Origin of the sequence: Mesorhizobium sp. M8A.F.Ca.ET.207.01.1.1 (assembly GCF_004794715.1) — a bacterium.
Lineage (GTDB): Bacteria > Pseudomonadota > Alphaproteobacteria > Rhizobiales > Rhizobiaceae > Mesorhizobium.
Map to the genome: position 1 here is coordinate 1 of NZ_SRUS01000488.1, position 299 is coordinate 299.

A 299-nucleotide genomic window follows, 5' to 3' on the forward strand; every position below is an offset into this window, starting at 1 on the left:
TACAGGCGCAACACGCCGACCTGGCCGTGGGTGCCGGTCAGGGGTTCGGCAATGCCGGCCAGTTCCTGCTGGCGTGCCGACGACAGCCGTGGTGCGCGCTCGGCGAAGGCCATCAGCGCAGCCTGTTCCTCCGGCCGCAGTGGCTGTGGCGGCGCCAGCGCGCTGTCGATGGTCGGTGGCGGCGGCAGGTACAGTACCGGTGCATGCACCACCACGGTGCCGGCGACCAGGTCGCCGAGGCGGCGGCCATGCGGATCGAACAGGCTGCTGACCAGGCCCAGCGCATAGCCGAATGGCAG

At 71.2% G+C, this 299-nt stretch carries 1 protein-coding gene; it reads right to left on the minus strand.

Annotated features, from left to right (window positions below; all coding sequences use genetic code 11):
- On the minus strand, positions 1 to 299 hold a 299-nt coding region (locus EN850_RS35495), incomplete at both ends, for a hypothetical protein (protein ID WP_210238093.1).